The 25,785-nt window shown below is 64.0% G+C and carries 25 protein-coding genes; 17 read left to right on the forward strand and 8 right to left on the reverse strand.

Annotation, left to right across the window (positions count from 1 at the left end):
- The first annotated feature begins 41 nt into the window (after positions 1–41).
- Positions 42–812 (forward strand): tRNA pseudouridine(38-40) synthase TruA, encoded by a 771-nt coding sequence (truA, locus tag P0X85_RS04340; protein ID WP_275809034.1) that lies wholly within the window; start codon positions 42–44, stop codon positions 810–812.
- Here truA and P0X85_RS04345 read toward each other — a convergent pair whose 3' ends face one another.
- From P0X85_RS04345 to P0X85_RS04355, 3 genes are all read right to left on the reverse strand, one after another.
- Complete coding sequence (locus P0X85_RS04345; protein WP_275809037.1) at positions 813–2,720, reverse strand: polysaccharide biosynthesis protein; 1,908 nt, start codon at positions 2,718–2,720, stop codon at positions 813–815.
- A gap of 93 nt (positions 2,721–2,813) precedes the next feature.
- A complete protein-coding gene (locus P0X85_RS04350; protein WP_275809040.1) occupies positions 2,814–3,449 on the reverse strand; it encodes a sugar transferase in 636 nt (211 codons plus the stop codon).
- The gene (locus P0X85_RS04355; RefSeq protein ID WP_275809043.1) at positions 3,446–4,330 is read right to left on the reverse strand and encodes an NAD-dependent epimerase/dehydratase family protein; all 885 of its coding nucleotides are present in this window, start codon (positions 4,328–4,330) and stop codon (positions 3,446–3,448) included. Before P0X85_RS04355 ends, P0X85_RS04350 begins: the two co-directional genes overlap by 4 nt.
- Positions 4,331–4,415: 85 nt before the next feature.
- On the opposite strand from P0X85_RS04355, the gene P0X85_RS04360 reads away from it, so the two are divergent.
- The 15 genes from P0X85_RS04360 (at position 4,416) to P0X85_RS04430 (ending at position 17,770) form a co-directional block, all read left to right on the forward strand.
- Entirely contained in the window at positions 4,416–5,348 is a 933-nt protein-coding gene (locus P0X85_RS04360) for an IS5 family transposase (protein WP_132464603.1), read from the forward strand.
- A gap of 124 nt (positions 5,349–5,472) precedes the next feature.
- Complete coding sequence (locus P0X85_RS04365) at positions 5,473–6,585, forward strand: polysaccharide biosynthesis/export family protein (RefSeq protein WP_275809052.1); 1,113 nt, start codon at positions 5,473–5,475, stop codon at positions 6,583–6,585.
- Positions 6,586–6,693: 108 nt separating this feature from the next.
- The gene (locus P0X85_RS04370; protein WP_275809054.1) at positions 6,694–7,185 is read left to right on the forward strand and encodes a VOC family protein; all 492 of its coding nucleotides are present in this window, start codon (positions 6,694–6,696) and stop codon (positions 7,183–7,185) included.
- Between the two features lie 71 nt (positions 7,186–7,256).
- Positions 7,257–8,123, forward strand: a complete 867-nt coding sequence (locus P0X85_RS04375; protein WP_275809057.1) for a branched-chain amino acid aminotransferase — start codon at positions 7,257–7,259, stop codon at positions 8,121–8,123.
- 71 nt (positions 8,124–8,194) lie between these two features.
- Positions 8,195–8,650 carry a universal stress protein gene (locus P0X85_RS04380; protein WP_275809060.1) on the forward strand — a complete coding sequence of 152 codons (456 nt, stop codon included), beginning with the start codon at positions 8,195–8,197 and terminating at the stop codon, positions 8,648–8,650.
- A gap of 98 nt (positions 8,651–8,748) precedes the next feature.
- On the forward strand, positions 8,749–9,312 hold the full coding sequence (locus P0X85_RS04385; protein WP_275809063.1) for a NifU family protein: 564 nt from the start codon (positions 8,749–8,751) through the stop codon (positions 9,310–9,312).
- 7 nt (positions 9,313–9,319) lie between these two features.
- A complete protein-coding gene (tsaB, locus tag P0X85_RS04390; RefSeq protein ID WP_275809068.1) occupies positions 9,320–10,012 on the forward strand; it encodes a tRNA (adenosine(37)-N6)-threonylcarbamoyltransferase complex dimerization subunit type 1 TsaB in 693 nt (230 codons plus the stop codon).
- A 1-nt stretch (position 10,013) separates the two neighbouring features.
- Positions 10,014–10,439: a GNAT family N-acetyltransferase gene (locus P0X85_RS04395; RefSeq protein WP_275809072.1), complete on the forward strand. Its 426-nt coding sequence runs from the start codon at positions 10,014–10,016 to the stop codon at positions 10,437–10,439.
- 156 nt (positions 10,440–10,595) lie between these two features.
- The gene (locus P0X85_RS04400; RefSeq protein ID WP_275809075.1) at positions 10,596–11,585 is read left to right on the forward strand and encodes a BMP family lipoprotein; all 990 of its coding nucleotides are present in this window, start codon (positions 10,596–10,598) and stop codon (positions 11,583–11,585) included.
- Positions 11,585–13,174: an ABC transporter ATP-binding protein gene (locus tag P0X85_RS04405; protein ID WP_275809078.1), complete on the forward strand. Its 1,590-nt coding sequence runs from the start codon at positions 11,585–11,587 to the stop codon at positions 13,172–13,174. The genes P0X85_RS04400 and P0X85_RS04405 overlap by 1 nt, the downstream gene beginning before the upstream one ends.
- Entirely contained in the window at positions 13,174–14,265 is a 1,092-nt protein-coding gene (locus P0X85_RS04410; protein ID WP_275809084.1) for an ABC transporter permease, read from the forward strand. The genes P0X85_RS04405 and P0X85_RS04410 overlap by 1 nt, the downstream gene beginning before the upstream one ends.
- Positions 14,265–15,233, forward strand: coding sequence for an ABC transporter permease (locus P0X85_RS04415; RefSeq protein ID WP_275809087.1), 969 nt, complete (start codon positions 14,265–14,267; stop codon positions 15,231–15,233). The genes P0X85_RS04410 and P0X85_RS04415 overlap by 1 nt, the downstream gene beginning before the upstream one ends.
- Positions 15,217–16,017: a purine-nucleoside phosphorylase gene (locus tag P0X85_RS04420; RefSeq protein ID WP_275809090.1), complete on the forward strand. Its 801-nt coding sequence runs from the start codon at positions 15,217–15,219 to the stop codon at positions 16,015–16,017. Before P0X85_RS04415 ends, P0X85_RS04420 begins: the two co-directional genes overlap by 17 nt.
- Positions 16,018–16,091: 74 nt before the next feature.
- Positions 16,092–17,006, forward strand: a complete 915-nt coding sequence (locus P0X85_RS04425; RefSeq protein WP_275809094.1) for a sulfite exporter TauE/SafE family protein — start codon at positions 16,092–16,094, stop codon at positions 17,004–17,006.
- On the forward strand, positions 17,006–17,770 hold the full coding sequence (locus tag P0X85_RS04430; RefSeq protein ID WP_275809097.1) for a TIGR02186 family protein: 765 nt from the start codon (positions 17,006–17,008) through the stop codon (positions 17,768–17,770). Before P0X85_RS04425 ends, P0X85_RS04430 begins: the two co-directional genes overlap by 1 nt.
- Here the strand turns inward: P0X85_RS04430 and P0X85_RS04435 are convergent, their stop codons facing one another.
- The 3 genes from P0X85_RS04435 to P0X85_RS04445 form a co-directional block, all read right to left on the reverse strand.
- On the reverse strand, positions 17,771–18,502 hold the full coding sequence (locus P0X85_RS04435) for an SDR family oxidoreductase (RefSeq protein WP_275809100.1): 732 nt from the start codon (positions 18,500–18,502) through the stop codon (positions 17,771–17,773).
- Positions 18,503–18,517: 15 nt separating this feature from the next.
- Positions 18,518–20,062, reverse strand: a complete 1,545-nt coding sequence (locus P0X85_RS04440) for an ATP-dependent DNA helicase (protein ID WP_275809102.1) — start codon at positions 20,060–20,062, stop codon at positions 18,518–18,520.
- A gap of 117 nt (positions 20,063–20,179) precedes the next feature.
- Positions 20,180–22,153: a protein meaA gene (locus P0X85_RS04445; protein WP_275809105.1), complete on the reverse strand. Its 1,974-nt coding sequence runs from the start codon at positions 22,151–22,153 to the stop codon at positions 20,180–20,182.
- Positions 22,154–22,447: 294 nt separating this feature from the next.
- On the opposite strand from P0X85_RS04445, the gene ccrA reads away from it, so the two are divergent.
- Positions 22,448–23,740 (forward strand): crotonyl-CoA carboxylase/reductase, encoded by a 1,293-nt coding sequence (ccrA, locus tag P0X85_RS04450; protein ID WP_275809108.1) that lies wholly within the window; start codon positions 22,448–22,450, stop codon positions 23,738–23,740.
- A gap of 106 nt (positions 23,741–23,846) precedes the next feature.
- Here the strand turns inward: ccrA and P0X85_RS04455 are convergent, their stop codons facing one another.
- Both P0X85_RS04455 and P0X85_RS04460 read right to left on the reverse strand, forming a co-directional pair.
- Complete coding sequence (locus P0X85_RS04455; RefSeq protein WP_275809111.1) at positions 23,847–24,623, reverse strand: ATP-binding cassette domain-containing protein; 777 nt, start codon at positions 24,621–24,623, stop codon at positions 23,847–23,849.
- The gene (locus P0X85_RS04460) at positions 24,620–25,693 is read right to left on the reverse strand and encodes an ABC transporter permease (RefSeq protein ID WP_275809114.1); all 1,074 of its coding nucleotides are present in this window, start codon (positions 25,691–25,693) and stop codon (positions 24,620–24,622) included. The genes P0X85_RS04455 and P0X85_RS04460 overlap by 4 nt, the downstream gene beginning before the upstream one ends.
- Between the last annotated feature and the right edge of the window lie 92 nt (positions 25,694–25,785).

Here is a 25,785-nt window from a genome sequence, read left to right on the forward strand (position 1 = left end):
AAGGGATTGCGGGGCCGAGGCGCGCGGGCTATGCGCGAGACATGCCCAGATATGCGTTCAAGATCGAGTATGACGGCGGCCCCTTCGCGGGCTGGCAGCGGCAAGCCGACCAGCCCTCGGTGCAAGGCGCGATCGAGGCCGCGTTGGCGAAGCTTGAGCCGCGCGAGCACACGATTGCCGCCGCCGGTCGCACGGATGCAGGCGTCCACGCCACCGCGCAGGTCGCCCATGCCGACCTGAAAAAAGACTGGGACCCGTTCCGTCTGTCTGAAGCACTGAACTTCCACCTCAAGCCCGCCCCGGTCGCAATTCTGGCCTGCGCGCAGGTCGCGGATGACTGGCACGCGCGGTTTTCAGCGACCGAGCGGCGCTACTTGTTTCGGCTGGTGCAGCGTCGCGCACCGATGACCCATGATCGCGGACTCGTCTGGCGCGTGAACAACCTGCTCGATGCCGAAGCGATGCGCGAAGGCGCCGCCCATCTGATCGGGCATCACGACTTCACCAGCTTTCGCAGTTCGATCTGTCAGGCAGCGAGCCCCCTCAAAACGCTCGACGAAATCCGCATCGAAGAGATCGAGATCCCCCACGGGCGCGAGTTCCGCTTTCACCTGCGCGCGCGCAGCTTTCTGCACAATCAGGTGCGCTCGATCGTGGGCACGCTGGAGCGGGTTGGCGCGGGCGCTTGGGCGCCTGTGCAGGTCAAAGAGGCGCTCGAAGCCCGTGACCGCGCGGCTTGCGGTCCGGTCTGCCCGCCCGACGGACTTTATCTTTGCGGTGTCGGCTACCCGAAGGACCCGTTCGCGGGCTGATCACTCCGCCGGCGTATCGCCCGCGTCACGGGACGCCACAGCGCGCATCTGCGGGGCGCTATCGGGCAGGCCTTGCGGCGCATATTCGCGCACGGTCCGGGCCACCACCGAAATCACCGCCTCATCCGAACCGCTCTCGACCGCATCGCGCAGGCTGCGCAGTGCCGCGGCCATCTCGATTTCCGACAGGTGATGCTCGCGCACGCGGATGATCTTGGGGTGCGCTGTGGTCTGCGCGCCCTGCCGGTAGGACAGCTCCTCGTGCAGCTTCTCACCGCGACGCAAGCCGGTCGTGACAATCTCGATATCGCCTTCGGGATTGGCTGCGTCGCGCACCGTATATCCCGCCGCCTCGATCATCTTGCGGGCCAGATCGCCGATGCGGATCGGCTTGCCCATATCGAGCACAAAGACCTCTCCGCCTTCGGCGAAGGAGCCAGCCAGAAGCACCAGTCGCGAGGCCTCTTCGATCGTCATGAAATAGCGTGTGACCCGCTCATTCGTGAGCGTCACCGGCCCGCCCCGCGCAATCTGCTCGCGGAATTTCGGGATCACGGACCCCGACGAGCCCAGCACGTTTCCGAACCGCACGATAGAGAAGATCGTGCGTTCCGACCGCGTGGCGAGATCCTGCACGATGAGTTCCGCAAAGCGCTTGGACGCCCCCATGAGGTTGCCCGGCCGGACCGCCTTGTCCGAAGAAACCAGAACAAAGCGCTTCACGCCCGCATCGCGTGCCGCTCGCGCCAGCACCGCCGTCCCGAGACTATTATTGGCCAGACCGACACGCGCATTCGCTTCGACGATGGGAACATGCTTGTAGGCCGCGGCATGCAACACGACATCGACATCATGCCGGGCCAGAGCTTGCGCAACATGCTGCTGATCCGCGATGGAGCCAAGCACCGTCACGATCTCGACGCCGACCGTATCGGCCAGCACCCGCATCTCGGCCTCGGCAGTATAAAGCGCGAATTCCGAAATATCGAACAGGATCAGGCGTGCTGGCCGGCAGGTCATGATCTGGCGACACAGTTCCAGACCGATGGAACCGCCCGCCCCCGTAATCATCACATTTGCCGCCCGATAGGCCGCGCAGCCCGTATCCATCCGCTGATCGAGCGGGTCACGCGCCAGCAGCGAAGCCGGGGTTGACGGCATCAACTTGCTGATCAGAGCATCGCCGCCAAAGATCTGCGCGAAGGCTGGCAAGGTTTGCACCTCGAACCCCAGATCGCCCAGCCGTGTCGCCAGAAAGGTCTGTTTGTCGAGCGACAGTGAGGGCATCGCAAGGATGATCCGGTTGACGTTGAAATGCTCTTTGAGCTTGGCCGCATGGACACCGGAATAGACCGGCAACCCATTGAGCACCATGCCCTCCATCGAGGCGTTATCGTCCAGAAAGGCATAGGCCATGATGTCGTCGGAATGGCGCAACTCATTGGCCAGCGCCATCCCGGTGCGGCCGGTGCCATAGATCGCCACGCGGGTCACGATATGCGAACGGCGATAAAGCTGTGTCAGCGTGCTAAGCATCAACTGGCGAGCGCCGACATAACCGATGAAGTAGATCACCGCGAGAATGAAATGAAAGCCGTTCGGAAGGCGGAGATCTCCGAATTTCGCAAGCAGCGCCGAGGTGACGCCAAGGATCGCCGCGACCCATACGGTCTGCACGATCGCCTGGCCCTGATATTGCTTGAGCCGCACCCGGTGCAGCCCGATCAGGACAATCGCGACTGCCGCAACCGCCATCAACAGCGGCACCAGCCCCCAATTTGCGCGCAGCGGCAAAAGCGGCCAGACGCGCGAATACTGCAATTGCAGGGCGACGAAGAAGGTGGCGGGCACCAGAGTCAGGTCGAACGCCAGAAGGAGAGCGCTCTTCTGTGGCCGGGTGAGGGACATATACCGTCTGAACATGGCCATATAATCACACCATACGATGGCGGTTTTCACGCCGCCCAATGTCCGCCCTCTTAGGAATTAAGACTAGCCCGATCAACCTTTTGGTGTGGGCATGCGCCGTTTTCTGCCTAAGACGCGCTTAATTGTGCGCCAGACGAGAACGAAATCGAAGCAAACAGAAGACTGCTTTTGATACATCAGGTCCAGACGGGCCTTCGCGGGAATGCAGATGTCGCAATAGACCCGGTCGGTTTCCTCGGGGGTCGCGCAGCGCGCCAGCAGGCGCTCCTCTTTGCGGTGATAATAGAGCGAGGCGATCCCGGTCACGCCGGGCGGGGTTCGCAAAACCTCGGAATAAATTGCCGGGAACCGTTCGACATACTCGCGCAATGGCGGACGCGGCCCGACAAAGCTCAGATCACCCTTGAAGATATTCCACAGTTGCGGAAGCTCATCGCCGCGCGTCCGGCGCAGAATGCGTCCGATGCGGGTGATCCGCGCCTGCTTATCGCCCCCCGAAACCCCGGCATCTTCATCGACCACGGTCATGGTGCGGAACTTCCAGAGCCGGAAGCTTTGGGTCGGGGATTTCATCCGCTCCGCCGCATAGAAGAAGGGGCGCCCCTCGGTGAAGATCAGCGTCACGATGACCACGAGCATCAGCGTGCCGAGAATCGGGAGCAGGAACAGGCCCAGCCCGATATCGAACAATCGTTTCGAGAGTCTCACGGGCGCATTCCCTTGCAACCTTGCAGATCGGCGACCACCGCCTCGGCGCGAACCGGCGTGTCGGGGACGAGCCCTAACCGCAATGCACGCGAAACATCAAGCTCGACGCGCGGGATTGTGCCCGCGGGCGCAGGCGCAGAGGTCCAGCGCTCGCCCGCCGCCGCCAATAGCGCGTCCATCCCGACCACTCCCGGCAAAGCGAGATTGAGACATTTTGGCAGCTCCAGCCCCGCCGCCGCGAGGCGCACCAGCCGCTCCAGCGCCTGCGCGAGCGCCTGCGGACCGATATAGCTGCGCTCCAGCGCACGCCCATCCGGCGTCACATGCAATACGCGCCCGCCCTCGGGCGCGGCACGCCCCAAGAGCGCATCCGCCCCGGCGATATTGCCGATACGGATCACCACCGCGTTGGGGACCGCATGAAGCGCCGCCTCCATCTCGATCTTTGCGCGGCCATAAGCGCTGTCTGGCGTGGTCGAGCCGTCTTCGCTCAAGGCCCCGCCCGCCGCCGCTTGCGCCCCATACACCGCCGCACTCGATGCGGCCAGAATCGGGACCGCGCCACCCGCCGCCTGAACCACGGCCTCGGCCAAAACACGGTTCGCGGAAAGCTCCTCCGGCATCCCGCGCGTCGGCCCGGCAAGGTTGAGCACCACATCGCAGGCGGCGACCGCAGAGGCGAGGGCCTGTGGCTCCGCCAGCGGATCGAAGACGACCTGCGCGCCGGCCCCGTGACGCCGCGCCTGCCAGATCGGCCGGATACCCGACGCCGCATCCGGGCGCCTCCAGACCGCCCGCAGCAAACCGCCCACGCGCCCCGAGCCACCCAGCACCAGAACGCGCGGATTCAACGTCTTGAGAATTTCCGTCGTTTTCTGCATACCCGTTGTTACCAAATAATCGGGCTTGTTGCACATATCGGTGAGAGGGATTCATCTCGGGAATCCTGATGGTTAGATCGATGGCATGCCCAAGCCTGCCAACACCCGCTACCGCACGACGAACTGGTCCGACTATAACGCCGCCCTGAAACGGCGAGGATCGCTGGCCATCTGGTTCGATCCGGCAATGCCCTGGAAGGCAGGCCGAAGCGGCAAGCGTGGCCATCCCGAGACCTTCTCCGACAGCGCCATTCAGACCTGTCTCACGCTGAAAGTCCTGTTCGGCCTGCCGCTTCGGCAGACCGTCGGCCTCGTTGCGAGCTTGATCGAGATGGCCGGTCTCGACTGGCCTGTGCCCGACTATTCGACGCTATGCCGGCGTCAGGCACGGATCCAGGTGCAGATCCCGTATCGGCGCTTGGGCCAGCCACTGAACCTCCTAATCGACAGCACAGGCATCCGTTTTCGCGGCGACGGCGAATGGCTGTCGCGCAAGCATGGCGCGACGCGCAGACGCGAATGGCGCAAGGTCCATCTGGCGATGGACACGGCCACAGGCGACATCCGTGCGGTCGAATTCACCTCGAGCAGGCAGGGTGACAGCCCGATCCTTCCGGAGCTGCTGGCGCAGATCCCGGCGGGCGAAGAAATCGACACTGTCACCGCCGACGGCGCCTATGACACGCGCCGCTGCCATGCCGCGATCCTCGAGCATGGAGCCGACCCGATCATACCGATCCGCCGCAATGGACGCGCCTGGAAACCCGATTGTCCCGCCGCGATATCTCGAAACGAGATCCTGCAAGCGACACAATGTCTGGGTCGGTCCATCTGGAAGAAATGGGCCGGCTATCACGCCCGAAGTCGTGTCGAAGCCCAAATGAACCGCCTCAAGCTTTTCGGCGACCGGATCATGTCACGAGATCCCGACCGCCAGACCGCCGAAATCCAGATCCGTATCGCCATCATGAACCGCTGCTCGGCCCTGGGACGGGCCGAGATCGAAGCCATCGCCTGAAACAGGCGGGGAAAGGGGCTGATCATCCTGGCGTCCGATTAGTGCAACAAGGTCCAAATAATCGACTCGCCCTGCCAGGCGAGGCTTAGCACCGGCTGCCACGGTGCGGAATGGGGGAACAGAAATGGGTTTGACGCTCCGCATGACCGCGGCATTCATGCTGTGTTGCGCGCTTGGCGCTTGTTCTTTGCCTCGCGGTGCGGCGCTTCAAAGCGAAATCGTCGGTGTCGGACAGGACGAAACCCCTGAATTCGCTCATTATCAGGTCACCCGTGATCTGCTCCCCGGCATCGCCAGCTGGCCCGCCGGAAAACATGCGAGCAAAAAGCGTAACTGGATCAAGGGCGGACGTGGCGCTTCTGGCCCGATCCTCGCGGCTGGCGATATCGTCAAGATCGCGATCTGGGAAAATGGCGAGAACAAGCTGCTGACCACAGAGGGCGTGCCCTCTGCCAATCTACAGACCATGCGCGTGTCCAGCTCGGGCAACCTCTTCGTGCCTTATGTCGGTCAGGTGCGCGTCGCCGGGATGAGCCCCGATGCCGCCCGCGCCAAGATCGAAGAGATGCTCACCCCGCTGATCCCGGCGGCGCAGGTGCAGCTTGATTCCGAGCCCGGTCAGGGCAACGCGGTCGATCTGGTCAGCGGCGTGATGCGCCCCGGCAGCGTCCCGATGCAAGACCGCTCGATGACCGTTCTGGGGCTCATCTCTCAGGGCGGCGGCGTGCAACCCAGCATCGAGAACCCGCAACTGCGCCTGATCCGAGGCTCTTCGGTCTACGAAATCTCGATGCAGCGCGTTCTGGACGAACCCTCGCTCGACACCGGGCTGCGTCCCGGCGACAAGCTGATCGTCGAAAAGGACCCGCGCTATTTCATGGCGCTCGGCGCCTCGGGGCGCGAAGAAATCATCCCCTTCCCGCAAGATGAGGTCACCGCGCTCGAGGCCGTGACGCTGGCCGGGGGTATCTCGGATACCCGCGCCAATCCGCGCGGCATCCTGATCCTGCGCGAATATCCGTCCTCTGCCGTGCGCGCCGAGGGTCTTGGCGGCCCCGAGCATGAGCGGGTGGTGTTCTCGATCGACCTGACGTCGACGGATGGGCTGTTCTCGGCACAGAACTTCCACGTCCAGCCCAAGGATCTTGTGCTCGCCACCGAAAGTTCGGCCACCTCGCTGCGCACGATCCTGCAACTGGTCGGCACCTCGATCGGCGTCGCCAACCGGCTCGACTGATCCAACGGCTGCGCATCCCCGCTCAGACTCTGTGCGGGGATGGGCCTCACATGGCACCCGCCGTGCGACTATGTTCCCGACAACGGAATTCAGTCACAGGAGGGCGCCATGACCCAACCTATCCACCCCGAAGCCCGCATCGGGCATGTCCATCTCAAGGTCGCTGACCTCGAACGCGCCATCGGCTTTTATGCGGGCGTGCTCGGCTTCGAGTTGCAACAGCGCTTCGGCACGCAGGCGGCTTTTCTGGGCGCGGGCGGGTATCACCACCATATCGGCCTGAACACCTGGGAAAGCAAAGGCGGCCACCCGCCGCCGCGCGGCACCACGGGGCTCTATCACACGGCGTTTCTGTATCCCGACCGGGCAAGCCTTGGCGATGCGCTGCGCCGGGTTCTGGAAGCCGGGGTCGATCTTGAAGGGGCCGCCGATCATGGTGTCTCCGAGGCGATCTACCTGCGCGACCCCGATGGCAACGGGGTCGAACTCTACCGCGACCGCGCGCCAGAGGACTGGCCCCGCAACAGCGCGGGCGAGTTGCGGATGGTGAACGCACCGCTCGACCTTCAGGCACTGCTGGCGGAGGCACGCCCGAATTGATCGGGTGACAATGCGGCACTGGACCTGTCTTCGGCGCGGTGATTAGATCGCGCCGAACTCAGGAGGCCCCGATGGCATTTGGCAAGAATATCCGCACCTATTTCGAAGGCAGCTGGCACGAAGGCGACATCCCCGTCATGCGTGCCGCCGATCACGGGATCTGGCAGGGCAGCTCTGTTTTCGACGGGGCGCGGATGTTCGACGGGCTGGTCCCCGATCTCGAAGCGCATTGCGCGCGCACCAACCGCTCGGCCAAGGCGCTGATGATCGCACCGTCGGTCGAGGCGGCGGAAATGGTCGAAATTGCCCGCGAGGGCCTGCGCAAATACGCCAAGGGCGCAGCGGTCTATGTCCGGCCGATGTATTGGGCGATCCATGGCTCCGATCTGGGCGTGGCGCCGCTCGAAGGCGTGACGGGCTTCGCGCTTTGCCTTGAAGAGGTGGCGATGCCCGACCCGACGGCCACGACCACACTCACCACCACGCAGTTCCGCCGCCCCGTGCTCGCGGATAATGTCTGCAACGCCAAAGCAGGCTGCCTATACCCGAACAACGCCCGGATGCTGGTCGAGGCCAAATCCAAGGGTTTCGGTAATGCGCTCGTGCAGGACGCGATGGGCAATGTCGCCGAAAGCGCCACCGCCAACGTCTTCATGGTGCGCGATGGCGTCGTCTTCACCCCGATCGCCAATGGCACCTTCCTGTCGGGGATCACGCGGGCGCGGCACATCTCGAACCTGCGCGCAGCGGGTGTCGACGTGGTGGAGACCGTCCTCACGCTCGACGATTTCCGCGCCGCCGATGAGGTGTTCCTTTCGGGCAACTTCGCCAAGGTCACGCCGGTCACCGCCTTTGACGACACGCGCTACGCGCATGGCCCCGTCACCAAACGCGTGCGCGAAATCTATTGGGACTGGGCACTTTCCAGCCCGCTCTGATCGGACCAGTTGCCAAAGCGCCGGACGCGCGCGATGATCGCCGCGTCCTGCCATGGGCCCTCGGAGGGAAGATGCGGAAGTTTCTGGTCGTTCTGGACGATACGCGCGAATGCCTCAACGCGATGCGCTTCGCGGCAATGCGCGCGGCCCATACGGGTGGCGGTGTTGCGATCCTGTCGGTGATCCCGCCCGAGGAATATCAGCACTGGATCGGCGTGGCCGAGATCATGCGCGCCGAAGCCCGCGAGCAGATCGAGGCGCATTTCGAGGTCTTCGCCAAATGGATGCGGGACCGTCAGGGCGTCGACCCCGAACTGGTGATCCGCGAGGGTGAACCCCTGAACGAGATCCTGAACCTCATCAAGGAAGACCCCGAGATCGGCGTTCTTGTTCTGGGCGCAGGCACCGATAAGGCGGGGCCGGGGCCTCTTGTGACGCAACTGAGCCGCAATTCGGGCTCTTTGCCCTGCCCCCTGACCATCGTGCCGGGCGATATGTCCAAAGAGCGCCTTGAAGCGATCACCTGAAGCACGCGGCATTTTGACGAGACAGGGTCCGCGCACCCTGCGATACTTGATTCATTCGCTCGGAAAGCGCATATCTGCCCCAAGCCAAGGAGGCGCCGATGTTTATCCAGACCGAAACCACCCCGAACCCCGCAACGCTGAAATTCCTGCCCGGCCAGACCGTGCTTGAGGCCGGGACCGCCGATTTCCCCACCGCCGAGGCGGCGCAGAAATCGCCGCTGGCCAAGCGTATCTTCGCGGTGCCAGGCGTGACAGGCGTGTTCTTCGGTTCGGATTTCGTGACGGTGACCAAGGACGGGGCGACCTCGTGGGACCATGCGAAGCCCGCGATCCTCGGTGCGATCATGGAGCATTTCCAGTCCGGCGCGCCGGTGATGGAGGGCGAAGGCCAGCCGGCGGGCGGTCATGCCGAGCATAGCGGCCCCGACGCCGCGATCGTCTCGCAGATCAAGGAACTGCTCGACACGCGCGTGCGTCCGGCTGTGGCCCAGGATGGCGGCGACATCACCTTCCACGGGTTCGAGCGCGGCGTTGTCTACCTGCACATGCAAGGCGCCTGCGCGGGCTGCCCCTCCTCAACGCTCACGCTCAAGATGGGCATCGAGAACCTGCTGCGCCATTACATCCCCGAGGTGACCGAGGTGCGCCCGGTCGCGGGCTGACCTGCGGATGAGCACACCGCAACACTGGACCGTTCTCGGTTTCGATACCTCCGGGCCGCACATCGCTGCGGCCCTTTGGCATGGCGACCGCGTGATCGGCCAGCGCATGGTCGAAACCGCACGCGGGCAGGCGGAACACCTGATGCCGGTGCTCGAACAGCTCTTGTCGGATGCGGGGATGGCATGGCGCGACCTGAACCTGTTGGGCGTCGGTATCGGGCCGGGCAATTTCACCGGTGTTCGGATTGCGGTGTCGGCGGCGCGCGGGCTGCGGCTCAGCCTCGGCATCCCGGCATTTGGTGTGTCCAGTTTTGAACTGATGCGTGACCCCGAAGCGCTCGGCGCGCATGCCGCCGAACTGGTCAGCATCGAGGCCCCGCGCGGGCAGGGCTATGTGCAGGCGTTCCGCTATGGCGCCCCGCAAAGCCCGCCCGAGCTGATCGACCCGGCCACCCCGCCCGAGGCGGTCCGGCTCGGCACCGACATGCGCGTCACCGGCTTTCGCGCGGCGGAAATAGCCCAACCCTTCGGCGCGGAATGGGAAGATCGGCTCCCCGAAGAGATCGGCCCGCGCTTGTGCCGCATCGTCGATTGGCGCGCACATCATCTGGGGGAAACCCCGGACCGGCCGACGCCGCTTTACGTGCGCCCGGCGGATGCAGCGCCCCCCTCCGATCCGCCGCCTGTGATCCTCGACTGAGATGACCCCCGCCGCACTCGCCACGCTTCACACCCGGTGTTTCACCACGCCCCGCCCATGGTCCGAGGCCGAGTTCGCGGCGCTTCTCGCCTCGCCGCATGTCTTTCTCGAAACCGAATCGAAAGGCTTCGTGCTGGGCCGCGTCATCGCGGGCGAGGCCGAGCTTCTGACCATCGCCGTCGACCCCGACGCCCGCCGCGAGGGCCGCGCCCGCGCTTTATTGGGGCAGTTTGTGAGGGCCGCGCAGACGCGGGGAGCCGAGCGGGCCTTTCTCGAAGTCGCCGAGGATAACACCGCTGCCCGCGCCGCCTATCGCAGCGCAGGCTGGCAGGAATCGGGACGGCGCAAGGGATATTACCGAATGCCCGACGGAAACCGCGTCGACGCAATCGTCCTGACGCTCGCTCTGTCGGCGCCGCCGATCTGACCAATTGCTCAAATTCCCGCCGGGCGACACTACGGCAAGTCAAAAACGCGCTTGACCACTCCGGGCTGGTCTGCCCAAATTCCTTTGGTCTGCGGGCCATTTGCCCGCCAACAAGGCTTTCGCAACGGAAAGCCAATTCATGACCGGGAGTGACCCATGACCCTAATGAAAACCTTCCTCGGCGCGGCTGCGACGCTGGCGCTTGGCGCGGGGGCCGCACTGGCCGATCCGGCGCTGATCTACGATCTCGGCGGCAAATTCGACAAGAGCTTCAACGAAGCGGCCTATGGCGGCGCGATGCGTTGGGTCGAAGAGACCGGCGGCAGCTACAAAGAGCTGGAGATGCAATCCGAAGCGCAGCGCGAGCAGGCGCTGAGCCGTCTGGCCGAGTCGGGCGCAAACCCGATCGTGATGACCGGCTTCGCCTTTGGCGACGTGCTCAACTCGGTCGCGCCGGAATACCCGGACACCAAATTCGTCATCATCGACATGGTCGTCGATCAGCCCAACGTGCGCTCGATCGTCTTCACCGAAGAGCAAGGCTCCTATCTGGTCGGCATGATGGCCGCCAAGGCGTCGAAGACCGGCACGGTCGGCTTCATCGGCGGCATGGACATCCCGCTGATCCGCAAATTCGCCTGCGGCTATGTGCAAGGGGTCAAGGCCGCGAACCCCGATGCGGTCATCGTTCAGAACATGACCGGCACCACGCCGAGCGCCTGGAATGACCCGGTCAAAGGTTCGGAATTGACCAAGGCGCAGATCAGCCAGGGCGCGGACGTGATCTACGCAGCCGCCGGCGGCACCGGGATCGGTGTTCTGCAAACCGCGGCGGACGAGGGCATCCTCTCGATCGGCGTGGACAGCAACCAGAACCACCTGCATCCGGGCAAAGTCCTGACCTCGATGGTCAAGCGCGTCGACAACGCCGTCTATGAATCCTTCATGGCAGGCGAAGCGGTCGAGCCGGGCATCGCAGTCATGGACCTCGCCGCAGGCGGTGTCGGCTTTGCGATGGATGACAACAATGCCGAACTGGTCAGCGAAGAGATGAAGGCTGCGGTCGATGAAGCCGCCGCCAAGATCATCGCCGGCGAGATTTCGGTGCATGATTACATGTCGGACAACACCTGCCCGGTCGAGTAATGACCGGCGCGCAAGATAGCGGGGCGCGGCAGGCAACTGCCGCCCCCACCTCTGCCCCCCCCGCAATCGAATTGCGCGGGATTTCCAAGGCCTTTGGTAGCGTTCAGGCCAATAAGGACATCTCGATCCGGGTCATGCCCGGCACGATCCACGGCATTATCGGAGAGAACGGCGCGGGCAAATCCACGCTCATGTCGATCCTTTACGGCTTCTACAAGGCCGATGCGGGTGAGATCCTCATTGACGGCAAGCCCACGCAAATCCCCGACAGCCAGGCCGCGATCCGCGCCGGTATCGGGATGGTGTTCCAGCACTTCAAACTGGTCCAGAATTTCACGGTCCTCGAGAATATAATCCTCGGTGTCGAGGATGGCCCACTCCTGCGGCCGTCGCTCTCCAAGGCCCGCAAGGAACTCAAGCGCCTCGCCGAGGAATATGAGCTGCATGTCGATCCCGACGAGACGATCGAGGAGCTTTCGGTCGGCCACCAGCAACGCGTCGAAATCCTCAAGGCGCTTTATCGTCAGGCGGATATCCTGATCCTTGACGAGCCGACCGGCGTGCTCACCCCCGCCGAAGCCGACCACCTGTTCCGCATCCTCGATAATCTGCGTCAGCAGGGCAAGACGATCATCCTCATCACCCATAAGCTGCGCGAGATCATGGAAATCACCGACACGGTCTCGGTGATGCGGCGCGGCGAGATGACCGCCACCGTCAAGACCTCCGAGACCAGCCCCGAGCAACTTGCCGAGCTGATGGTCGGGCGCAAGGTCCTGCTGCATGTGCCAAAAGGCCCCGCCAATCCGGGCGAGACAGTGCTCGAAATCGAGAACCTGCGCGTCGTCGACGAGGATAAGGTCGAGCGGCTGAAGGGCGTCGACCTGACGATCCGTGCGGGCGAAATCCTCGGGATCGCGGGCGTGTCGGGTAACGGCCAGTCGGAACTGCTCGAAGTGCTTGGCGGCTATGCGCGCGCGACCGGCACGATCCGCATCAACGGTCAGGAGATCGACCTGACCGGCAAGCATTCCGACGCGCAATCGCGCCGCCATCGCGGCATCGCCCACGTGCCCGAGGACCGTCACCATTACGGGCTGATCCTCGATTTCGCGGCGTGGGAGAACATGGTCTTCGGCTATCACAACGAGCCGGAATACCAGAAGAACGCGATGATCATGGACAATGACGGAATCGTCGAAAAGACCGCCGCCGCGATGGAGCATTTCGACGTGCGCCCGCCGATCCCGACGCTGCCCGCCAAGAGCTTCTCGGGCGGCAACCAGCAAAAGATCGTGCTCGCCCGCGAGATCGAACGCAACCCGGACCTGTTGCTTGTCGGTCAGCCGACGCGCGGCGTGGACATCGGCGCGATCGAGTTCATTCACAAGCGCATCGTGGAGCTGCGCGATGCGGGCAAGGCCGTGCTTCTCGTCTCGGTCGAGCTGGACGAGATCATGTCCCTTTCGGACCGCATCGCCGTGATGTTCGACGGCCAGATCATGGGCGAGCGCCTGCCCGACGAGACCAATGAACGCGAGCTGGGCCTGCTGATGGCGGGCATCCGCGACACCAAGGGAGCCGCGTGATGGACAAGCTTCCGGCCTGGGCCGATATCGTTCTGGTGCCGCTGATCTCGCTGCTTCTGGCGGCGGTGATTTCGGCTATCGTGATCCTCGCCATCGGGCAGGACCCCTGGGAGGCCGTCCGCGTGATGGTGCAGGGCGCACTCGGCTCGTCCTATGGCTGGGGCTACACGCTTTATTACACGACCTCCTTCATCTTCACCGGGCTGGCCGTGACGGTCGCCTACCATGCCAGCCAGTTCAATATCGGCGGCGAGGGGCAGGCACAGATCGGCGGGCTGGGCGTGGCGCTCGTCTGCCTTGCGGTGCCGTGGCCGCACTGGACGCTCGCGCTTCCGGCAGCGATGGTGGGTGCGGCGCTTTTCGGCGCGGCATGGGCGGCAATCCCGGCCTATCTGCAAGCCAAGCGCGGCAGCCATATCGTGATCACCACGATCATGTTCAACTATATCGCCTCGGCGCTGATCGTGTATCTGCTGGTCGAGGTGCTCCGCCCCGCCGGGCAGATGGACCCGGCCACCGCGCGCTTCCCGGCCGGGGCCGCCCTGCCGACCTTCAAGGATATTCCGGGCCTCAACCTGATCTTCGACAAGAAAGTGCCCGCGAACGTCACCTTCTTCATCGCCATCGCCGCCTGTTTCGCGGTGTGGATTTTGCTGTGGCGCACCCGGCTCGGCTACCAGATCCGCGCCTATGGCAAATCAGAACGCGCCGCGATCTACGCGGGCATTTCGCCGGTCAAGGTGATCATGATCGCGATGCTGATCTCGGGCGGCCTCGCCGGGATGATGGCGATCAACAACGTCATGGGCGAGGCGGAACGTCTGTTGCAGAACTCCGCCGAGGGCGCAGGTTTCATCGGGATCGCGGTGGCGCTGATGGGGCGCAACCACCCGCTGGGCGTCTTCCTCGCGGCGCTCTTGTTCGGGTTCCTCTATCAGGGTGGGGCCGAAATGGGCCTCTGGACCTCGATTCCGATTGAGCTGCGGCTGCTGCTTCAGGGTCTCGTGATCCTGTTCACCGGTGCGCTCGATAACATGGTGCGCATGATGCTGGTGCCGTTCTTCCGCAACCGTGCGAAGGAGGCTGCCTGATGGATTATGCAACCCTGATCCAAGTGCTCGACTCGGCGCTGCGGCTTGCCACGCCGCTGCTGCTGGCCTGTCTTGCGGGTCTGTTCTCGGAGCGCGGAGGCATCTTCGACATCGGTCTTGAAGGCAAGATGCTAATGGCAGGCATGGCATCCGGCGCCGTGGCCTTCCTGACCGGGTTGGTCTGGCTGGGCGTGGGCGCGGCGATTGGTGCCTCGATCCTGTTCTCGATGATCCACGGGCTGGCCTCGATCACCTTCCGGGGCAACCAGTTGATTTCCGGCGTCGCGCTGAACTTCCTCGCCTCCGGGATGACAGTCCTGATCGCGCAGGCGCTGTTCCGGCAGGGCGGGCGCACGCCGCCGCTGACCGGCAACGCCCGTTTCTCGCCTATCGATCTTCCGTTTGCCGAGGCGATGGCCGATGTGCCGATCATCGGCCCGCTTTATGCCGAGGTGCTCTCGGGCCACTCGACGCTGGTCTATGTCGCGCTGCTGGCCGTGCCGGTGACGTGGTGGGTGCTCTATCGCACGCGCTTCGGTCTGCGGCTGCGCGCGGTTGGCGAAAACCCGGAATCGGTCGACACCGCCGGGATTTCGGTTGTCCGCCTGCGCTATTCGGCACTGGTCATCACCGGGATTCTCTGCGGCCTTGCGGGCGCCTATATGGCCACCGCGCTGCAAGCGGGCTTTGGCCGCGAGATGACCGCAGGGCGGGGCTACATCGCACTCGCGGCGTTGATCTTCGCGAAATGGCGGCCCTGGTATGCGCTTGGCGCGACCTTCCTCTTCGGCTTCCTGCAAGCGCTGGCGCTGCGTCCCGATGTGATCGAGCGCAGCTTCGGCATGGCGATCCCCGTGCCCGCGCTCGACGCGCTGCCTTATATCCTCACCGTGATCGTGCTCGCCGGTTTTGTCGGCAAGGCGATCCCACCCCGCGCCGGAGGCCAGCCCTATGTCAAAGAGCGCTGAACTCGCCACCCTGATCCGGTCTCGGGCGGGCGATGCGCCGCCGGTGCTCGGGCTGATCCTCGGGTCGGGCCTCGGGCATTTGGCCGAGGAAGTCGACGGCGTGGCGATCCCCTACGACGACCTGCCGGGCTTTCCTCATGCGGGTGTCTCGGGACACAATCCCAAGCTGGTGATCGGCACCCTCGAAGGCGTGCGTGTCGCGGTGTTTGGCGGGCGCGCGCATTACTACGAGCACGGCAATCCCGCCGAGATGCGTGTGCCGCTCGAAGTCCTGAAGGCGCTTGGCTGCACGCAGCTTCTGCTGACCAATGCCGCCGGAAGCCTGCGCCCGGATATTCCGCCGGGCGATCTGATGATGCTCAACGACCACATCGCCTTCGCGGGCGCCAACCCGCTGATCGGCGAGCCGTCGGACGCACGCTTCGTGCCGCTGACCGAGGCGCATGACGCCGAAATCCGCGCGGGCCTGTCCCGCGCCGCCGAGGCCGAGGGCATCCCGCTGCCGCAAGGCGTCTATTGCTGGTTCTCGGGGCCCTCCTTCGAGACCCCCGCCGAAATCCGCGCGGCCAAGGTACTGGGCGCCGATGCGGTTGGCATGTCCACCGTCCCCGAGGTGATCCTCGCGCGGTTCCTCGGTCTGCGGGTGGCGGCGATCTCAGTCATCACCAATATGGGGGCGGGCATGGCGGACGAGCAGATCAGCCACGAGCAGACCAAGGCGATGGCGCCGCTGGGCGCGGCCAAGCTTGAACGTATTCTCCGACGATATCTGCGTGCGCTCTGACCCCGACGCGAGCGGGGTTTGACACCGTGCCGCCTGCGCGGCAAGACTGAAGACCCAACGTCAACCGGACGCCCATGCAGATCTACCTGCCCATCGCCGAAGTTTCGGTCAACCTGTTCCTCCTGCTGGGGCTTGGCGGCATGGTCGGGCTTTTGTCGGGGCTCTTTGGCGTAGGCGGCGGCTTCCTAATCACCCCGCTTCTGTTCTTCATCGGCATTCCGCCCACCGTGGCCGTGGCGACCGGCGCCAATCAGGTCGTCGCGTCCTCTGTCTCCGGGGTGCTCGCGCAGTTCAAACGCAAAGCGGTCGACGTGCCGATGGGGATCGTGCTGCTGATCGGCGGCCTGGTCGGCTCTGGTCTGGGCATCTGGGTGTTCAACCTGCTGACCGAGCTGGGCCAGATCGACCTCGTCGTGCAGCTCTCCTATGTCGTCTTCCTCGGCTCCATCGGGCTGTTGATGCTGCAAGAGGCCATCCGCGCGATGCAGCGCGACAAGAAGGGCGTGAAGCGCGGCAAACGCCATACCCATATCTGGGTCCACAAACTGCCCTTCAAAGTGAAGTTCCGCGCCTCCGGGCTCTATATCTCGCTGATCCCGCCGCTTCTGGTGGGTGTCATCGTCGGCATCCTCGCGGCTATCATGGGCGTAGGCGGCGGCTTTATCATGGTGCCTGCGATGATCTACCTGCTGGGCATGCCGACGAAGGTCGTGATCGGCACCTCGCTGTTCCAGATCCTGTTCGTGTCCGCCTTTACGACGATGCTGCACGCCATCACAAACCAGTCGGTCGATGTGCTGCTCGCGCTCATGCTGATCGTCGGCGGCGTGATCGGCGCACAGATCGGCTCGCGGCTGGGCGCGCGGCTCAAGGCCGAACAACTTCGCATCCTGCTGGCGCTGCTGGTGATCGCAGTGGCGGTGAAACTCGGGCTTGACCTGCTGATCCGCCCGAAAGAACTGTTCTCGCTGTTTGCAGGGGGGCTGTGATGCGCCGCTTCGCCCTCCTGATCGCCGCGGCACTGGCCGTCGCCACACCAACCCGCGCCGAAGAGGTCGTGGCTGGCCTCAGTCAGGACAATATCGGCATCACCGCCTCCTTCGACGGCTCCGAGATTCTGATCTACGGCGCGGTGAAACGCTACGCGCCCGAACCCGCGACCGGCCCGCTCGAAATCATCGTGACGCTCGAAGGGCCTGTTGGCCCGGTCACGATCCGCCGCAAATCGCGCGAGATGGGGATCTGGGTGAATACAGATGCCGTCGAGGTTGGGGCCGCGCCCAGCTTCTACGCGGTTGCCACCTCGGGGCCGATGCATCTTATCCTTGACCCGGTGATCGACGTACGCGAGCGCATCTCGATCCCGCTCGCCGTGCGCGCCTTCGCCGGCCCGATCGAGGTCTCGGACGTGCGGCCCTTCACCGAAGCGCTGCTCCGCATCCGAAAGGACGAAGGGCTCTACCAGCTGGACGAAGGCGCGGTCCATATCGTCGAAGGCACGCTGTTTCGGGCCGATTTCGAATTGCCCGCCAACCTGACCGAAGGCGATTACAAAACGCGTATCTTCCTCTTGCGCGACGGCAACGTGATCGACCAGCATCGCGCCGCAATCTATGTGCGCAAAGTCGGGCTGGAACGCTGGCTCTTTGCCCTGTCGCGCGACTACGCGCCGATTTATGGCGCGCTATCGCTGGCGCTCGCGGTGTTCTCGGGCTGGGCCGCAGCCGCGGTGTTCCGGCTGATCCGAAGCTGATCAGCCCCGCCCGACGAAGGGCATCTCGGTCGCCATCACGGTCATCTGCAACACGTTCGCGCCCGGCGGCAGCGACGCCATATGGAGCACCGCCCGCGCCGCCTCGCGCGCATCCATCATCGGCTCCGGGCGGATCGAGCCATCGGCCTGCGGCACGCCCTTCTCCATCTGCGCGGCGAGGTCCGTGCGCGCGTTGCCAATATCGATCTGACCCGCCGCAATGCCAAACCCGCGCCCGTCGAGCGCAAGCTGCTTGGTCAGCCCGGTGATCGCATGTTTCGTCACCGAATAGGCCAGCGAACGGGGCCGCGGCACCTGCGCGGCAATCGAGCCGTTATTGATGATGCGCCCGCCTTGCGGGTCCTGCGCGCGCATCTGTGCGAATGCCGCCCGCGCGCAGAGAAACATCCCCGTCAGGTTCACATCCACCACCTGCTGCCACTCGGCGAGCGAAACCTCATCGGGCAAGGCGCTCTTCGGGAACATGCCCGCGTTGTTGAAGAGCACGTCGATCCGGCCAAAGGCCCCGACCGTCTGCGCGAAGGCATCGCTCACTTGCTCTTCCGACGTCACATCGCAGGGCAGCGCAAGCCCCGCGCCCATCGCCGCGATCTCTTGCAAAGGCGCGGCCCGACGCGCGAGGCATGCCACCTGCCAGCCCTCGGCCAAGGCCATCTCCGCGACCGCCCGGCCAATCCCGGCACTCGCCCCCGTCACCAGCATCACCGCCATGATCGCCTCCCCGCGCTAAACACCCTGTTCTTCCGCCTCGAGCGAGAGCGTCGCTCCGCCCTTCGGTAAATCGTCAATCGAGAGCGGCTGCGTGGGCCGCGCAAGCCGCGCGCGCGTCACCCAAAGCAGCCGATGCTCGGCCCGCGTGATCGCAACATAAGCGAGCCGCTTCCAAAGAGGGATGCCCGCCTCGGTCCGCCCGGCGCGATAGGCCGCGTAAAGGTCGGGCGCAAAGACCTGCACGGTCTCCCACTGGCTGCCCTGCGCTTTGTGGATCGTGACTGCCGCGCCATGCAGGAACGCCGCCCCCATCCGCGCGGCATAGGGAATAAACGGCTCCTCCTCGTCCGGCATCTCGATCTTGACGATCGAGGCCGCCGACAGTCGTGGGTCCTCCGCCCCCATGACATGCAGCCGCGAAAACCCCGGCTTCTTGCCTGGCCCCAGATAAACCACCTGCGCACCCTTGATGAGGCCGCGCGCCTCAAGGTCGATCCGGCGCTTGCGATGCTTGAGGGGCAATTCAATCCCATCGCAGATCAGCGGCTCGCCGGGCAAAAGCGCATCCGCAGGCGCATGATGGGCGGCACGAAAGGCATGGATCAGCCGGATACGTGTCGCATTGCGCCAGACCAGAACCGGCGAACGCGCCATCAGATCGCTCTCAACGCGCTCAGCCCAAACCACGCGCGGATCGCGCGCGGCGGCGTCGCGGATCATCTGCTCGAATGCCTCAAAGCCAAGGCTTTCATCCGACAGTGCATGGGCGAGGTCGAGGATCGGGTTATCCTGCGTCTGCCGGTGGATGCGGTGCAGGATGTGCTTGCTCTTCTCGGGCAGCCGTTCGAACACCATCTGCCCCGACTGGTTCACCGGGGCCAACTGAGCGGGATCGCCAAACAGCACCAGCGTCGGAAAAATCTCACGCAGATCGTCGAACTGACGCTCGTCCAGCATCGAGGCCTCGTCGACGAACCCGATATCGAGCGGGTCCTCACGCCGTTTCCAGCCCTGAATGAAATCCGACCCGCGCAACCCCGCCGAGGCCAAAGCCGCCGGGATCGACTTGTATTGATCGTAAAACGCCTTGGCCCGGTCCAGCGCCTCATCCGTCAGCCCGTTGATCCCCAGCAGGTCGAGCTTGGGGCGCTCGCCCTGCCCGGCCAGCCATTCGGCGATCCGCTCATATTCGGGATCATAAACCGGGGTATAGAGAATGCGGTGGATCGTGGTCGCAGGCACGCCACGCCCGCGCAGCACGCTCGCCGCCTTGTTCGTGGGGGCGAGGATCGCCAGCGTCCGCCGCTCCTTACGCCGCTTGCCCTCGAAATCGCCGCTGATCAGGTCGACACCGGCCTCTTCCAGCGCCTTATACAGCGCCGCAAGCAGCATCGTCTTGCCCGAGCCCGCCTTGCCGATCACCGAGAGCACCCGGTTCCCACCGCCATCCGGGCTCAGATGCCCTTCGAGAATATCGACACCCGCCGCCTCCAGCGCCTCGGCTACGGCATCCCAGGCCTCGGCCTGATCGTCGGAAAACTGGATCGCGGGGGTCGTCATGCGCGCGACCTTACAGGCGGGTCCACGAATGCGAAAGGGGCGCCGGACACGCCCCTTTTCATCAAACTTGAAATACTCTGCGGAGGTCCGGGGGCGCAAAGCCCCCGGCTTGCATGGTCAGGCCGCCGCAGGCTTCGGCTCGGCCAGCGCCACGATATCCATCATGATGCGGTTCAGCTCGAAATCCTTCGGCGTGTAGACGCGCGCGACACCATAGGACAGGAGCTTCACAGCGTCCTCGTCGGGGATGATCCCGCCGACCAGCACCGGCACATGATCCAGACCCGCCTTGCGCATCCGCTCCATCAACTCCTCGACCAGCGGGATATGCGAGCCGGACAGGATCGACAGACCCACGACATGGGCCTCTTCCTCAAGCGCCTTCGCGACGATCTGCTCGGGCGTCAGGCGAATGCCGTCATAGGTGATGTCCATGCCGCAATCGCGGGCGCGGAAAGCGATTTGCTCGGCGCCGTTCGAGTGGCCGTCGAGGCCAGGCTTGCCCACAAGGAACTTGAGGCGGCGGCCCAGCTTGCCCGAAACCATGTCTACAGCCTCGCGGATATCGTCGAGCCCTTCGGTCTTGTTCGAGGGCGATTTCGAGACGCCGGTCGGGCCGCGATATTCACCATGCACGCCGCGCATGATGCCGGCCCATTCACCCGTGGTCGCGCCCGCCTTTGCTGCCGCGATCGAGGCCGGCATGACATTCTCGCCCGCCTTCGCAGCCGCCCGCAGAGCGCCCAGCGCAAGCTGCACCGCGCCCTCGTCACGCTCGGCGCGCCATGCCTCAAGCCGTTCGATCTGCTCTGCTTCCACAGCCGGATCGACGACCATGATGCCGCCATCTCCCGCAGTCAGCGGCGAGGGCTCGCCCTGCTGCCAACGGTTCACGCCGACAACGATGGTCTCTTCGGCTTCGATCTTGTTGATCCGCTCGGCATTCGACTCGACCAGACGACCCTTCATGTAGTCGATCGCCGCAATCGCACCGCCCATCGAGTCGATGGTGGCCAACTCTTGCCGCGCGCCTTCCTTGAGGTCTTCGACCTTGGCAGTCACAGCGGGGTTGCCGTCGAACAGATCGCCATATTCGAGCAGGTCGGTCTCATATGCCATGATTTGCTGCATGCGCAGCGACCACTGCTGATCCCACGGGCGCGGCAAGCCAAGCGCCTCGTTCCACGCGGGGAGCTGAACGGCACGCGCACGCGCGTTTTTCGAAAGCGTCACCGCCAGCATCTCGATCAGGATGCGGTAGACGTTGTTTTCCGGCTGCTGCTCGGTCAGGCCGAGCGAGTTCACCTGCACGCCATACCGGAAGCGGCGATATTTCGCGTCCTCGATCCCGTAGCGCTCGCGGCAGATTTCATCCCAAAGCTCGGTGAAGGCGCGCATCTTGCACATCTCGGTGACGAAACGGATGCCCGCGTTCACGAAGAACGAGATACGGCCAACCATTTCCGGGAAGGCCTCGGTCGGGACTTTGGTCTTGAGATCGTCCAGAACCGCAATCGCGGTCGCCAGCGCGAAGGCGAGTTCCTGCTCGGGCGTCGCACCGGCCTCTTGCAGGTGGTAGGAACAGACGTTCATCGGGTTCCATTTCGGCAGATGCTCACGCGTGTAGGCGGCGACATCGGTGATCATCGCAAGCGAGGGCTTGGGCGGACAGATATAGGTCCCGCGCGAGAGGTATTCCTTGACCAGATCGTTCTGCACCGTGCCTTGCAGCTTCGACACATCCGCGCCCTGCTCCTCCGCGACCGCGATATAAAGCGACAAGAGCCACGGCGCGGTCGCGTTGATCGTCATCGAGGTGTTCATCTGTTCGAGCGGGATCTGATCGAAGAGCGCGCGCATGTCGCCCAGATGGCAGACCGGCACGCCGACCTTGCCGACTTCACCGCGCGCCAGAACGTGATCCGAATCATAGCCCGTTTGGGTCGGCAGATCGAAAGCCACCGAGAGGCCCGTCTGCCCCTTGGAAAGGTTCGTGCGATAGAGCTCGTTCGACTTTTTCGCGGTCGAGTGACCCGCATAGGTGCGGAACAGCCACGGCTTGTCTTTGGCGGGGGTTTTCTTGTCGGTCATGGCGGCCTCCGGGTCCACGGTCGATTCTCAATTCGCAACAAAATTGCGGGTTAACACCTGATAGGCGAAAGAATGTGTCCCTGTCAATTCGCCGCAGCGCGGCATAACGCGCGACCCCGCGTCGCTATATATATTTGCCTGTATACAAGTGTTTTTCAGAGGCAAGCCCGCGACAACAAGACAGAAAATTACAAAAACCTTACGTCAGGCATTGCATTGTTGCGCGACCGTTAGTATCTCCATTTTCGAACCCCGCCCGATTCTGCGGCGCGGCGACAAGAACAGGAGACGCTCATGGCCCTTGACGTGCAAACCGAAATCGCGCCCTACGACGCGCCCGAGAAAGATCTGTACGAGATCGGCGAAATGCCGCCCCTCGGCTACGTTCCGAAGAACATGTATGCTTGGGCGATCCGCCGTGAGCGTCATGGCGAGCCGGACAAATCCTTCGAGGTCGAAGTCGTGCCCACCTGGGAAATTGACAGCCACGAAGTGCTCGTGCTCGTGATGGCGGCTGGCGTGAACTACAACGGCGTCTGGGCCGGTCTCGGCGTTCCGATCTCGCCCTTCGACGGCCACAAGCAGCCCTACCACATTGCTGGCTCCGATGCCTCGGGCATCGTCTGGGCCGTGGGCGACAAGGTGAAGAACTGGAAAGTGGGCGACGAGGTCGTGATCCACTGCAACCAGGACGATGGCGACGACGAAGAGTGCAACGGCGGCGACCCGATGTTCTCGCCCTCGCAGCGGATCTGGGGCTACGAGACCCATGACGGCTCCTTCGCGCAGTTCACCCGCGTGCAGGCGCAGCAGCTCATGCGCCGCCCCAAGCACCTGACCTGGGAAGAAAGCGCCTGCTACACGCTGACGCTGGCGACCGCCTACCGGATGCTCTTCGGCCACGAGCCGCATGACCTCAAGCCCGGCCAGAACGTGCTGGTCTGGGGTGCGTCGGGCGGCCTCGGCTCCTACGCGATCCAGCTCATCAACGCGGCGGGCGCCAACGCGATCGGCGTGATCTCGGAAGAGGACAAGCGCGACTTCGTCATGGGTTTGGGCGCGAAAGGCGTTATCAACCGCAAGGACTTCAAATGCTGGGGTCAACTCCCCAAGGTGAACTCGCCCGAATACGCAGAATGGCTCAAGGAAGCGCGTAAGTTCGGCAAGGCGATCTGGGACATCACCGGCAAGGGCGTGAACGTGGACATGGTCTTTGAACACCCCGGCGAGGCGACCTTCCCGGTCTCGACGCTGGTCGTGAAAAAGGGCGGTATGGTGGTGATCTGCGCCGGCACCTCGGGCTTCAACTGCACCTTCGACGTGCGTTACATGTGGATGCACCAGAAGCGCCTGCAAGGCTCGCACTTCGCGCACCTCAAGCAAGCCGCCTCGGCAAACCGCATGATGCTCGAGCGTCGTCTCGATCCCTGCATGTCCGAGGTCTTCCCCTGGGATCAGATTCCGGAAGCCCACATGAAGATGATGCGCAACCAGCACAAGCCGGGCAACATGGCCGTGCTCGTGCAAGCGCCCAAGACCGGGCTGCGCACCTTCGAAGATGCGCTGGAGGCTGGCCCCAAGGCGTAATTGCCTGGCTTTCGGCGATGGCCCGCGTCCCTTGGGGCGCGGGTTTTCCTTTGGCAAAATGAAAACGCCGGACCCCAGGTCCGGCGTTTGTCTTTTGGGGGTTGGGTCAGGCCGCCTTGTCGCCCGGCTCCTTGGCGCCGGTCATATAGGCCACCGCATCCGACATCGAATGTTCCTTCGGGTCGATGGTGCACAGCCTGCGGCCCAGCCGGTGGATGTGAATCCGGTCCGCCACCTCAAAGACATGCGGCATGTTGTGCGAGATGAGCACGATCGGGATTCCCCGCGAGCGCACATCGAGGATCAACTCCAGCACCCGGCGGCTTTCCTTGACCCCCAGCGCAGCGGTCGGTTCGTCGAGGATAATGACCTTCGACCCGAAAGCGGCCGCCCGCGCCACTGCGACGCCCTGCCGCTGACCGCCCGAGAGGGTCTCAACTTGCTGGTCGATATTCTGGATCGTCATCAGCCCCAGTTCCGACAGCTTCTCGCGGGCGAAGGCACGCATCGCAGGCTTGTCGAGCTGGCGCAGATATTGCCCCATGAAGCCCGGTTTTCGCAGTTCACGCCCGACGAACATATTGTCCACGATGGACAGCGCGGGCGAGAGCGCAAGCGTCTGATAAACAGTTGCAATCCCCGCGTCCTGCGCCTGAAGCGGCGAGGAGAAATGCACCGGTTTTCCGTCGAGAAGGATCTCGCCCTCATCGGGCTGCACCGCACCGGAGAGCGCCTTTATCAGCGAGGACTTCCCCGCACCGTTATCGCCGATCACAGCGAGAATCTCACCGGGGTAGAGGTCGAAATCCGCGTTATCGAGTGCCGTCACGCGACCATAGCGCTTTACGAGGCCACGGGCCTGAAGGATGGGGTGCGCGCTCATGCCGAAACCTTTCTGATCCATTGGTCGATGGCGACCGCGATAATGATGAGCCAGCCGATGGCGAAGACCTGCCAAAGCACATCGACGTTGGAAAGCCGCAGGCCCGATTGGAACACACCCACGATCAACGCACCGAACAATGCGCCGAGGATCGAGCCACGTCCGCCGAAGAGCGAGATGCCCCCGACCACCACGGCGGTGATGGATTGCAGGTTGCCTTCGTAGAAACTCTGCGGGCTGATCGAACCGACCCGGCCAATGGACGCCCAAGCTGCGATGGAGCAAACGAAACCAGCCAGCATATAGACCGACAGAAGTGTGCGGTCGGTGCGGATACCGGCGAGTTCCGCCGCCTCCTTGTCGTCGCCCACGGCGTAGACATGGCGGCCCCAGGCGGTGTGGTTGAGCATATACCAGAGCACCCCGAAGATCGCGATCATCAGGATCGAGCCGTAGGTGATCCGGGCACCGCCGAAGCTCAGCGCTTCACCGAAGAATTTAAGCAGGGGCGCATTGGCATCGATATCCTGCGAGCGGATCGACTGCGCGCCCGAAAGCCACAGGTTCAGCGCGTAGAAGATCGACCAGGTCCCGAGCGTCGTGATGAATGGGGGCAGCTTGACCTTTGTTACCAGTAGGCCGTTCATCAGGCCCGCCACCGTGCCACCAACGAAGGCGACCAGAAGCGCAATCGGCGCGGGCCAGCCGCTATAGACCGCGAGGTTCCCCGCGATCACCGACATCAGCACCATGATCGCCGCGACGGAGAGGTCGATCCCGGCCGTCAGGATGATCAGCGACTGCGCCGCCGCCAAGATCCCGATGATCGAGACCTGCTGCATGATAAGCGTCAGGTTGAAGGCCGAAAAGAACTTGCCGCCCGCGATCAGGCCGAAGACCGCGACGGAAACAAGAAGGACGATGACCGGAACCAGCGTCGGGTTGCCGTGCAGGATATGCTGAAGACGATGAAGGCCACCCTTGGAGTGTGCCTCGAAACTTGCGACGCGCTTGTCGCTTTTCTCGAGATCATGCTCGAAGGACTGGCCCTTGGGCGCGCTTTGGGTCATGCCGATCTTCCTTATACGTCAAAGGTGGCCGGACCCGAAGCCCGGCGCAGTGTGGCGCAGAGGGACGCGCGAACAGCCCCCTGCGCCAGGCA

Source organism: Pseudothioclava nitratireducens (assembly GCF_029210495.1).
In the GTDB taxonomy this organism is placed as follows: domain Bacteria; phylum Pseudomonadota; class Alphaproteobacteria; order Rhodobacterales; family Rhodobacteraceae; genus Pseudothioclava; species Pseudothioclava nitratireducens.